This window comes from Enterobacter sp. JS8-1 (assembly GCF_049187015.1).
GTDB lineage: Bacteria > Pseudomonadota > Gammaproteobacteria > Enterobacterales > Enterobacteriaceae > Enterobacter > Enterobacter mori.
On record NZ_CP185805.1, the window covers coordinates 1,355,056 to 1,366,107 of the forward strand.

At 54.8% G+C, this 11,052-nt stretch carries 12 protein-coding genes; 1 reads left to right on the top strand and 11 read right to left on the bottom strand.

From position 1 onward, the window contains the following. Positions 1–22 precede the first annotated feature (22 nt). The 6 genes from rlmH to leuS all read right to left on the bottom strand — a co-directional run bounded on the left by rlmH (position 23) and on the right by leuS (position 5,935). Entirely contained in the window at positions 23–490 is a 468-nt protein-coding gene (gene rlmH / locus ACOQH0_RS06355; RefSeq protein WP_003858701.1) for a 23S rRNA (pseudouridine(1915)-N(3))-methyltransferase RlmH, read from the bottom strand. A gap of 3 nt (positions 491–493) precedes the next feature. Then, entirely contained in the window at positions 494–811 is a 318-nt protein-coding gene (gene rsfS / locus ACOQH0_RS06360) for a ribosome silencing factor (RefSeq protein WP_003858696.1), read from the bottom strand. Between the two features lie 268 nt (positions 812–1,079). Then, positions 1,080–1,745 carry a nicotinate-nucleotide adenylyltransferase gene (gene nadD, locus ACOQH0_RS06365; RefSeq protein ID WP_421511802.1) on the bottom strand — a complete coding sequence of 222 codons (666 nt, stop codon included), beginning with the start codon at positions 1,743–1,745 and terminating at the stop codon, positions 1,080–1,082. Continuing rightward, a complete protein-coding gene (gene holA, locus ACOQH0_RS06370) occupies positions 1,738–2,769 on the bottom strand; it encodes a DNA polymerase III subunit delta (protein ID WP_182946536.1) in 1,032 nt (343 codons plus the stop codon). The genes nadD and holA overlap by 8 nt, the downstream gene beginning before the upstream one ends. Continuing rightward, positions 2,769–3,338 carry an LPS assembly lipoprotein LptE gene (gene lptE / locus ACOQH0_RS06375; RefSeq protein WP_041951371.1) on the bottom strand — a complete coding sequence of 190 codons (570 nt, stop codon included), beginning with the start codon at positions 3,336–3,338 and terminating at the stop codon, positions 2,769–2,771. The genes holA and lptE overlap by 1 nt, the downstream gene beginning before the upstream one ends. A gap of 14 nt (positions 3,339–3,352) precedes the next feature. After that, a complete protein-coding gene (gene leuS / locus ACOQH0_RS06380) occupies positions 3,353–5,935 on the bottom strand; it encodes a leucine--tRNA ligase (RefSeq protein WP_421511803.1) in 2,583 nt (860 codons plus the stop codon). 215 nt (positions 5,936–6,150) lie between these two features. Between leuS and ACOQH0_RS06385 the strand changes: the two genes are divergently transcribed. Next, positions 6,151–6,633, top strand: a complete 483-nt coding sequence (locus ACOQH0_RS06385; RefSeq protein ID WP_218308218.1) for a zinc ribbon-containing protein — start codon at positions 6,151–6,153, stop codon at positions 6,631–6,633. A gap of 79 nt (positions 6,634–6,712) precedes the next feature. Here ACOQH0_RS06385 and rihA read toward each other — a convergent pair whose 3' ends face one another. The 5 genes from rihA to ACOQH0_RS06410 all read right to left on the bottom strand — a co-directional run bounded on the left by rihA (position 6,713) and on the right by ACOQH0_RS06410 (position 10,974). Further along, a complete protein-coding gene (gene rihA / locus ACOQH0_RS06390; RefSeq protein ID WP_421511804.1) occupies positions 6,713–7,654 on the bottom strand; it encodes a pyrimidine-specific ribonucleoside hydrolase RihA in 942 nt (313 codons plus the stop codon). A 120-nt stretch (positions 7,655–7,774) separates the two neighbouring features. Then, positions 7,775–8,500 carry an amino acid ABC transporter ATP-binding protein gene (locus ACOQH0_RS06395; protein ID WP_010428605.1) on the bottom strand — a complete coding sequence of 242 codons (726 nt, stop codon included), beginning with the start codon at positions 8,498–8,500 and terminating at the stop codon, positions 7,775–7,777. Next, positions 8,500–9,174, bottom strand: a complete 675-nt coding sequence (gltK, locus tag ACOQH0_RS06400) for a glutamate/aspartate ABC transporter permease GltK (protein ID WP_042718003.1) — start codon at positions 9,172–9,174, stop codon at positions 8,500–8,502. Before gltK ends, ACOQH0_RS06395 begins: the two co-directional genes overlap by 1 nt. Then, positions 9,174–9,914: a glutamate/aspartate ABC transporter permease GltJ gene (gene gltJ, locus ACOQH0_RS06405; protein WP_218307873.1), complete on the bottom strand. Its 741-nt coding sequence runs from the start codon at positions 9,912–9,914 to the stop codon at positions 9,174–9,176. Before gltJ ends, gltK begins: the two co-directional genes overlap by 1 nt. A 154-nt stretch (positions 9,915–10,068) precedes the next feature. Further along, positions 10,069–10,974 carry an amino acid ABC transporter substrate-binding protein gene (locus ACOQH0_RS06410; protein ID WP_010428610.1) on the bottom strand — a complete coding sequence of 302 codons (906 nt, stop codon included), beginning with the start codon at positions 10,972–10,974 and terminating at the stop codon, positions 10,069–10,071. Between the last annotated feature and the right edge of the window lie 78 nt (positions 10,975–11,052).

Below are 11,052 nucleotides of genomic sequence, written 5' to 3' on the forward strand. Positions count from 1 at the left end.
CTTAATCTACCCTGGTCAGTCATTACTCGCGGTGGTAGGGGTGGTTGGTAGTAATGCTCCACGCGCGGTACAGGCTTTCTGCCACCAGCACCCTAACAAGCGGGTGGGGGAGCGTCAGCGCGGAGAGAGACCAACTTTGTTCTGCTGCCGCTTTGCAGGCGGGGGACAACCCTTCAGGTCCGCCAATCAACAGACTGACATCACGACCATCCTGCTTCCAGCGCTCCAGTTCGTGCGCCAGCTGCGGCGTATCCCAGGGTTTACCTGGAATATCGAGGGTAACGATGCGGTTTTTTCCTGCGGCGGCCAGCATCAGTTCGCCCTCTTTATCGAGAATACGTTTGATATCCGCGTTCTTGCCGCGCTTACCGGCAGGAATTTCCACCAGTTCGAACGGCATATCTTTTGGAAAACGACGCAGATACTCAGTAAAACCGGTTTGTACCCAGTCCGGCATTTTGGTGCCGACAGCGACCAGCTGCAACTTCACGCATTAACCCCAGAGTTTTTCCAGCTCATACAGGCGACGACTCTCTTCCTGCATGACATGGACAATCACATCGCCGAGATCGACAACCACCCAGTCGGCGGTCGCTTCACCTTCAACGCCAAGCGGTAACAGCCCTGCTGCACGTGATTCCTGAACGACGTGATCGGCAATCGAAACCACATGGCGAGTAGATGTACCGGTGCAGATAATCATGCAGTCGGTGATGCTGGATTTACCTTTTACGTCGATAGCGATGATGTCCTGACCTTTCAGGTCATCAATTTTGTCGATAACAAAATCCTGGAGTGCTTTACCCTGCAAGTTTTCCCCCTGGGTGAATGAGATTGTGTAACTATAAATTCGTAGCCAGACAGTATACCTGAACTGACGCCAGTGTCGGGACAAATGTCACCGGCCGGGCTTTTGAAGGCGGGTATCATCCCACCCTCCGCCGGAGATTGCATCGCCATTTTTGTAAAACAATTTCTGTAAAGCAATGATCGGCGGGAAAGTCTGGCAGCGGAGGATAACAGTATGGCTTACCCTGTCAAGGCAGGATAATCAATCAGCCGCTTTTTCTTGCCTCAGGCTATGCGTCTGCGCTTTTCTGATACAACCCGCGCTGATTGATATACGCCAGCACTGACGAAGGCAGCATATCGTCACAGGCTAAACCCTGCTGCAGGCGCTCGCGAATGAGCGTCGCAGAAATATCAAACCACGGTGTTTCTGCCAGATAAATCTTCCCGGCTGGCTGATTATGTAGATCTTCCACGTTGTCGGTAAGATGAGCTTCAAGCCATTGCTGGTACTGTGGTTCGCGCATGGTCAGCGGATACCCGGGGCGTCGGCATACGAGAAGGTGACTGTTCTCCAGTATGGTTTCATACTGATGCCAGGTAGGAAAGTTGAGCAGGGAATCCTGACCGATAATAAAGGCCAGCGGTTTATCCGGCCCTTGTTCAGCTCGCCACTCCTGCAGCGTCTGGGACGTCCAGGACGGGGTGTTGCGACGTAACTCCCGTTCGTCAAGACGGAAAAGGGGTTTATCCGCAATCGCCAGCGCGAGCATCTCTTTTCGCTGTTCACTGGTGGCCTCTGGCTGAGGACGGTGCGGCGGAACGTTATTGGGCATAATGATTACGCGCTGCAGGCCGATCAGATTCGCCAGAATTTCAACCGGCTTAAGATGCCCGTAATGCACCGGGTCGAAGGTTCCGCCGTACAGCGCTTGTAGAGAATGCATGCTATCCATCGATAAATACGTCTGCCAGCGCCTTGTGGCAGAGCAGCAGTGAAAGGCTTTCCAGCTCCGACCAGACCGACTGACCGTAATCTTGTTTCAACGTGAGCTCGGCGCGCATCAAAAGCTGTACAGCCTGGCGCAGCTGTTCATGACTCAGGCGGTTGATGGCCTCGGTGGTCATCGCCCTGCGGTTTTGCCATACACGGTGTTTATCAAACAGTGAACGCAATGGCGTATGGGCAGACTGACGCTTTAGCGTATTCAGTAACAACAGCTCTCGCTGGAGCGTGCGCAGCAAAATGACAGGTTCACTGCCTTCAAGGCGCAGCTGCTGCAATATGTGTAGCGCGCGTTTGCTCTTTGCTGACAGCAGCGCGTCAACCCAGTGAAACGGCGTAAAGTGGGCGGCATCGTTTACCGCCTGCTCAACACGCGGTAACGTCAGTTTACCGTCAGGCCAAAGCAGAGAAAGCCTGTCGAGTGCCTGCGCCAGCGCCAGCAGGTTGCCTTCATAGCAGTAGCAAAGCAGCTGGTTTGCCGCCTCATCCAACTGAAGATTGTGCTGTTTTGCTCGCGCGGCTACCCATTTAGGCAGATGTGCCTGTTCAGGTGTCTGGCAGGTGACCTGCACAGCGTTGGTCGCAAGTTGAGTAAACCACGCTGCGTTTTCCTGCGCCTTGGTGAGCTTGTTGCCGCGCACAATCAGCAGCAGATCGCTGTGTAACAGGCTGACCAGGGTAGCGAGTTGCTCATTCATGGCCGCGTTAGGGCCATTTTCCGGCAGCAGGATCTGGATTGTCTGGCGCGATGCAAACAGGCTCATTGCCTGGCAAAGTGAAAAGAGGGCGTTCCAGTCGGTGTTGTTGTCCAGCTGGACGGTGTGGTGTTCATCAAAGCCCTGAGCGACCGCCGCGTGACGAACGGCATCCAGACTTTCCTGAAGTAATAGCGGATCGTTTCCGAGCAGCAGATACGCCGCGCGCAGCCCTTCATTGAGCTGCGCGCGGAGTTGTTCAGGATACAACCTGATCATCAGTTACCCATCGACGTTGACATGGTCGGCGCGTTAGCGTCCGGTGTGTCGATAATGTCAGAGCCTTGTTTCGTCGACGCAGCAATGCTTGGCAGTTTACGGATCAGCTGTTCCGCTGCCTTATCATACATTTCGTTGATGATAATCTGCTGCTCGGCATCTTTTGCCAGCGCCGTTTGCGGGTTATCGAAGAACGAACGGTAGACTTTCGTACTGATTGGATAAATATCTTTACCCGGGATCAATACGGCCGCTTTCACGTTAAGCACCATCTGATATTCCGCAGTACGGCCATCCTGGAAGATGGACGCGGTATCTTTAGACAACGTCGAGGTCAGGATGCGGAATGATGGAACATCCTGGCGCAAAGTGCCTTTCTCGATCAACTCAACATCGTTCAAACGGAGCTGGTTACGAACAGCCCGGCTGAGTGGGCCATTCGGATCCGAAGAGTCGAAGATCAACGTTTTCATCTGAGGCGGCACTGCCGTGGTATTGCGCAGATGCCACCCGCAACCTGCGGTGACAAGCACCGCCAGGGATAAGAGTATTGTTGCCAGTTGTCGCACGTTTCCTCCCGCGCTTAGCCAACGACCAGATTAAGCAGTTTACCTGGTACGTAGATCACTTTACGTACGGTAACGCCCTCAAGATATTTTGCAACCAGCGGTTCCTGACCTGCGCGTTCGCGAACCTGCTCTTCGGTTGCATCAACAGCCACGGTGATTTTACCACGCACTTTGCCGTTGACTTGCACCACAACCAGGGTCGTGTTTTCCACCATCGCTGATTCGTCTGCCACAGGCCACGGCGCGTTGTCGATATCGCCTTCGCCTTTCAGCTCCTGCCACAGGGTGAAGCTGGCGTGTGGCGTGAACGGGTTAAGCATGCGAACAACGGCCAGCAGCGCTTCACGCATGATGGCACGATCCTGCTCGCCATCCTGCGGGGCTTTCGCCAGCTTATTCATCAGTTCCATAATAGCCGCAATTGCGGTATTGAAGGTCTGACGACGACCAATATCATCGGTTACTTTCGCAATTGTTTTATGAACATCGCGACGCAGCGCCTGCTGATCTTCAGTCAGTGCCGCAGCGTTCAGTGCTGGCGCATCACCCTGTGAGGTGTGCTCGTAAACCAGTTTCCAGACGCGTTTCAGGAAGCGGTTAGCGCCTTCAGCGCCGGATTCCTGCCATTCGAGGGTCATGTCGGCCGGTGAGGCAAACATCATGAACAGACGCACGGTGTCAGCGCCGTAACGCTCAACCATGACCTGCGGGTCGATACCGTTGTTTTTGGACTTGGACATCTTGCTCATGCCGGTGTAAACCAGTTCATGACCTTCAGCGTCTTTCGCCTTAACGATACGGCCTTTTTCGTCGCGCTCAACGATCGCATCAACCGGCGAAATCCAGTTACGTTCGCCGTTCGCGCCCACGTAATAGAACGCATCTGCCAGCACCATGCCCTGACACAGCAGCTGTTTCGCGGGTTCGTCAGAGTTCACCATGCCCGCATCGCGCATCAGTTTATGGAAGAAGCGGAAGTAGAGCAGGTGCATGATGGCGTGTTCGATACCACCGATGTAGATGTCTACCGGCAGCCAGTAGTTTGCCGCATCGGAATCCAGCATACCGTCCTGATACTGCGGGCAGGTGTAGCGCGCGTAGTACCAGGAGGATTCCATGAAAGTATCGAAGGTGTCGGTTTCACGCAGCGCAGGCTGACCGTTGACGGTGGTTTTTGCCCACTCAGGATCGGCTTTGATCGGGCTGGTGATGCCGTCCATGACCACGTCTTCCGGCAGGATCACCGGCAGCTGATCTTCAGGCGTTGGCATGACGGTGCCGTCTTCCAGCGTCACCATTGGAATTGGCGCACCCCAGTAACGCTGACGGGAAACCCCCCAGTCGCGCAGACGGAAGTTCACTTTACGCTCGCCTACGCCCAGCGAAGCCAGCTTGTCGGCAATGGCGTTGAAGCCGTCTTCAAAGCTCAGGCCGCTGAATTCGCCGGAGTTGAAGAGGGTGCCTTTTTCGGTCAGCGCTTGCTCGGACAGGTCGGGTTCAGAACCATCGGCGGCCAGAATAACCGGTTTGATGGTCAGACCGTATTTGGTGGCAAATTCGTAGTCGCGCTGGTCGTGACCCGGAACGGCCATTACGGCGCCCGTGCCGTACTCCATCAGAACGAAGTTCGCGGCCCAGACAGGGATGGCTTCGCCAGTCAGTGGGTGAATGGCTTTAAAGCCAGTATCAACGCCTTTTTTCTCCATCGTCGCCATGTCGGCTTCGGCCACTTTGGTGTTGCGGCACTCGTCGATGAAGGTAGCCAACTCCGGATTGTTCTCTGCCGCTTTCTGCGCCAGCGGGTGACCTGCGGCTACGGCCAGGTAGGTCGCGCCCATGAAGGTATCCGGACGGGTGGTGTAGACGGTCAGGGTCTGGTCGTAGTTCTCAACGTTGAAGGTAATCTCCACGCCTTCAGAACGGCCGATCCAGTTGCGCTGCATGGTCTTAACGGTATCTGGCCAGTGATCCAGTTTATCCAGATCGTTCAGCAGTTCGTCGGCGTAAGCGGTGATTTTGATAAACCACTGTGGGATCTCTTTACGCTCAACTTTAGTGTCACAGCGCCAGCAGCAGCCGTCGATAACCTGTTCGTTTGCCAGAACGGTCTGGTCATTCGGACACCAGTTAACGGCGGAGGTCTTCTTATACACCAGGCCTTTTTTATACAGCTCGGTGAAGAATTTCTGCTCCCAACGGTAATATTCCGGGGTACAGGTTGCCAGCTCGCGGCTCCAGTCATAGCCAAAGCCCAGCATTTTGAGCTGGTTTTTCATGTACGCGATGTTGTCGTACGTCCACGGCGCCGGTGCGGTGTTGTTTTTAACCGCCGCACCTTCAGCAGGCAGACCGAATGCATCCCAGCCGATTGGCTGCAGGACGTTTTTGCCCAGCATGCGCTGGTAGCGTGCAATCACATCACCGATGGTGTAGTTACGCACGTGGCCCATGTGTAGTCGACCAGAAGGATAGGGAAGCATCGACAGGCAGTAATACTTCTCTTTGCTCTCGTCTTCGGTTACTTCAAAGGTGCGCTTCTCGTCCCAATGTTGCTGGACTTTTGATTCTATCTCTTCCGGGCGGTATTGCTCTTGCATGGCAGCCAGTGGTCCTGTTTTCAATACAGCTACTAAATGTAGCCAATGGATGTGGTATCTCAGATCCGCATAGCATAGCCCAAACGCCCGCGTCAAAACAGCCTTTCGCACAAATGCACTTTGCAGGAATTTACCGGGTCTGTGCTTCACCTGACAAAGCGGCGGCGAAATAAGGTCTATTATTAGAAATAGTTACTTACCCGGGAGGCAAAATGATGAACAAGGTTGCTCAATTTTACCGCGAACTGGTAGCGACACTGACGGAACGGCTGCGCAACGGCGAGCGCGATATCGACGCGCTGGTCGAACAGGCTCGCTCACGGGTGACGCAAACGGGTGAGTTAACGCGAACCGAAGTGGAAGAAGTGACGCGCGCCGTGCGGCGTGATCTGGAAGAGTTCGCGCGCAGTTACGAGGAGAGCCAGGACGAGGTCGCGGACAGCGTCTTTATGCGGGTGATTAAAGAGAGTCTGTGGCAGGAGCTGGCGGATATCACCGACAAAACGCAGCTGGAGTGGCGCGAGGTGTTTCAGGATTTGAACCACCACGGCGTCTACCAGAGCGGTGAAGTGGTGGGGCTGGGGAACCTGGTCTGCGAGAAGTGTCATCACCATATTGCGGTGTACACGCCGGACGTGCTGCCGCTGTGTCCGAAGTGCGGGCACGATCAGTTCCAGCGTCGGCCATTTGAGCCATGAATAAAAGCAAAACGGCAACTCCGTTGCCGTTTTTAGTGTTTGCACCCTCTCCCTGTGGGAGAGGGCCGGGGTGAGGGCATCAGGCCGCAGAATAGTAAGCCAGTCTCTCCGCCAGCAAATCCACAAACGCCTCCCGGTCGATGTTCACCATCACCGTAGTATTCGGTTTATTCCCCGTCAGCGAGTAATAATCCACTACCGTCATGCCCTGGGTGTATTTTCCCTGCGTCTCAACGCCAACCCATCTGTCCACCGTGGTAAACATCTCAGGTTTTAACAGCCAGGCAATGGTGCACGGGTCGTGCAGCGGTGCGCCTTGGAAGCCCCACTTCTCGGTTTTGTGATACTCCATAAAGAAGTCGAGCAGTTCGGCCACGGTTGTCGCAACCGGGTTGCCCACCGAGCGGAAGCGCTCAATATCGTCCACCATAATCTGCGCGCGGTGGGTAACATCCAGCCCCGCCATCACAATCGGTAATCCTGACTGGAAGACAATCTCCGCCGCTTCCGGGTCGACAAAGATGTTGAACTCCGCCGCCGGCGTCCAGTTCCCCAGCCCCATTGCGCCCCCCATCATCACGATCCGGGCGATTTTACCGTGCAGTTCCGGATGACTGTTCAGCAGCAGCGCAACGTTGGTTTGTGGTCCGGTTGCCACTAGCGTTACGGGCTCTGCGCTTTCGCGCAGCACCTTTGCCATCAGCTCGATGGCGGTACAGTTTTGCGGTGCAAACACCGGCTCCGGCAGCGTAGGGCCGTCCAGCCCGCTTTCACCGTGGACGTTATTCGCGATGATAAGCTCGCGCATTAGCGGCTTCACGGCCCCACCCGCAACCGGAATATCGGTGCGTTTAAGCAGCGTGAGCATGCGCAGCACGTTGCGCAGGGTTTTGTCAGGCGTCTGGTTTCCGGCGGATGAGGTGACGGCTTTTACGTCGAGTTCAGGGGAGGCAAGTGCAAGGACGAGTGCGATCGCGTCATCATGACCTGGATCGCAATCGAGAATAATCGGCTGTGCCATAGGGTTCTCCATTCTTAGCGTTATTTTGTGACAAGGTTAACGCTGCAATGTGACGCCGACGAGAAGCAGAGTGTGAAAGCGTGAAGCAGTGCGCAATCCGCAGATCGCGCACCGGGAAGATTAATGCAGGATTTTGGCGAGGAAGTCTTTGGCGCGGTCGGATTTCGGGTTGGCAAAGAACTCTTCTTTCGGAGAGTCTTCCACAATTTTCCCTTCGTCCATAAAGATCACGCGGTTGGCCACTTTACGGGCGAAGCCCATTTCGTGGGTCACGACCATCATGGTCATCCCTTCGTGCGCCAGCTCGACCATTACGTCCAGCACTTCGTTGATCATCTCAGGATCGAGCGCCGACGTTGGCTCATCAAACAGCATCGCCACCGGATCCATACACAGCGCGCGGGCGATCGCCACGCGCTGCTGTTGGCCGCCAGAAAGCTGTGCCGGGAACTTATCGGCATGTGCCGAGAGCCCCACGCGTTCCAGGAGCTTCAGCCCTTTCTCGCGCGACGCCTTTTTATCACGTTTAAGCACTTTAACCTGTGCCAGCGTCAGGTTCTCGATGATAGAGAGGTGAGGGAACAGCTCAAAATGCTGGAACACCATGCCGACGTGTGAGCGAAGCTGAGCAAGATTGGTTTTCTTGTCGTTCACTTTGGTACCGTTGACGACAATTTCACCCTGCTGCACCGGCTCCAGGCCGTTAACGGTTTTGATCAGCGTCGACTTACCAGAGCCGGACGGTCCACACACCACCACGACGTCGCCTTTTTTCACTTCGGTGGAGCAGTCGGTCAGCACCTGAAAGTGCCCATACCATTTCGAAACATTTTTCAGGGAAATCATTATACAGTCCTTTTCTTCAGCCAGCTGACCAACAGCGACGCGCTTAAACTAATCACAAAATAGACCCCACCCGCGAAGAGGACCATCTCAACCTGCGTACCATCACGCTCGCCGATGGTGGACGCGGTACGGAAGAAGTCTGCCAGGCTCAGGACGTAGACCAGAGAGGTATCCTGGAACAGCACGATGCCCTGTGTCAGCAGGAGCGGAACCATGGCGCGGAACGCCTGCGGCAGAATAATGAGCTGCATGGATTGCCAGTGGGTCATCCCCAAAGCCAGTGCGGCGCTGGACTGCCCGCGGGAGATACTCTGAATGCCCGCACGGATAATCTCGGAGTAGTAAGCAGCCTCAAACATCGAGAATGCCACCATGGCGGAGATCAGGCGGATATCGGTTTTCGGCGACAGTCCCAGTACGTTCTGCAGGAAGCCGGGAACAATCAGGTAAAACCACAGCAGCACCATCACCAGCGGAATGGAGCGGAAGACGTTAACGTAGGCAGTCGCAAACCAGGCGAGGGGTTTAAAGCTCGACAGGCGCATCACCGCCAACAGGGTGCCCCAGACGATACCGATGATGATGGCGATCACGGTGATCTTTAAGGTGATCACCAGGCCATCCAGCAGGTAAGGCATGGATGGAACGATAGAACTCCAGTCAAATTCGTACATTATTTGCCCCCCAGATTGCCCGGCAGGCGAATTTTGCGTTCAACCAGGTTCATCACCAGCATGATGAAAGCGTTAATCAGAACGTAAGCGAGGGTAATCGCGGTGAAGGATTCCCACGCGTGGGCGGAGTAGTCCAGCAGCTTACCCGCCTGCGCCGCCATATCCACCAGACCAATAGTCGAGGCGATGGCCGAGTTTTTCACCAGGTTCATCATCTCTGACGTCATCGGTGGAACGATAACGCGATAGGCGTTAGGCAGCAGAACGTAACGGTAGGCTTGCGGCAGCGTCAGGCCCATCGCCAGAGCCGCGTTCTTTTGCCCGCGCGGCAGTGACTGGATGGCAGCACGCACCTGTTCGCAAACGCGCGCGGCGGTGAACAGCCCCAGGCACAGCATGGAAGAGACAAAGAACTGAACGTTAGGATCCAGTTCCGCCTTGAACCACATGCCGATATTTTCCGGCAGCAGTTCCGGAACGACCAGATACCAGGTAAAGAACTGCACGATCAGCGGAACGTTGCGGAACAGTTCCACGTACAAGGTGCCGAGTGTTGAAAGAAAGCGATTGGGAACGGTGCGCAGAATACCGAACAGCGAACCGACAAGAAACGCGATAATCCACGCCGTTATCGATAGCGCAACGGTGACCTGAAAGCCGCTCCACAGCCAGCCAAGATAGGTGGTGTTGCCGAACGGGGCTTGTTGCAGAAAGATGCCCCAGTTCCAGTCAATTGACATAATAAACTCCAGAAAAAAAAGGGTAGCAGCGCTACCCTCGAAGATTGGTGAGAAGCTCATTTTCACGCTGAGTGGGGAACGACCACTCAACGTATAGTCTGTCCATGCTTCCCGACAATCGAGAGGGCAGGAGATCCCGCCCCTGTCGTTCTAATTAGTTAAGCGCTTTATCGTTTGGTGATTTGAACAGTGCTTTCATGTCGTCAGACAGTTCAAAGTTCATGTTGAGGTTCTTTGGTGGAATCGGGTTCTTGAACCATTTGTCGAACCATTTTTCCGCGTCGCCGGATGTCTGTGCCTGCGCGATGGTGTCATCAATCAGCTTTTTGAAGTCAGCATCGTCTTTACGCAGCATACAACCGTAGGCTTCTTTCGACTGCGCGGTGCCCACGATTTCCCAGTTGTCTGGTTTCTTCGCTTTCGCCCGTTCGCCCGCCAGCAGGGCGTCATCCATCATAAACGCGACGGCACGACCGCTTTCCAGAGTACGGAAGGAGTCGCCATGGTCTTTCGCGCTGATGATGCGCATATCCATTTTCTTCTCGTCGTTCAGCTTGTGCAGCAGCACTTCGGAAGTCGTACCGGAGGTCACAACGACCGCTTTGCCTTTCAGGTCAGCAAAATCTTTGATTGCGCCGCCTTTCTTGGTCAGAAGACGGGTGCCCACGACAAAGATAGTGTCGGAGAAGGCGGCCTGTTTCTGACGCTCAAGGTTGTTGGTGGTGGAGCCACACTCGAAATCAAAGGTGCCGTTTTGCAGCAGTGGAATACGGTTCTGTGAAGTGATTGGGATCAGCTTCACCTGCAGGTCAGGTTTGTTCAGCTTTTTCTTCACAGCTTCAACGATGGCGTTGGAGTAATCCTGTGAATAGCCTACGACTTTTTGCGTGTTGTCGTAGTAAGAGAACGGGACAGAAGATTCACGGTGGCCGACCACGATGACGCCGTTTTTGGCAATCTTGTCGAGAGTGCTGCCTGCTGCCGGAGCATCTTCAGCGTGAACGACGCCAGCAGACATTCCCATAACCAGCATTGCTGTGGCCAGTTTACGTAATTGCATACCCAACTCCTTTCTTATCAGCGCCAGTGACGCATTGATACCCATTGTGATGTTGTTATATCTCGCGCTATGCGAGTG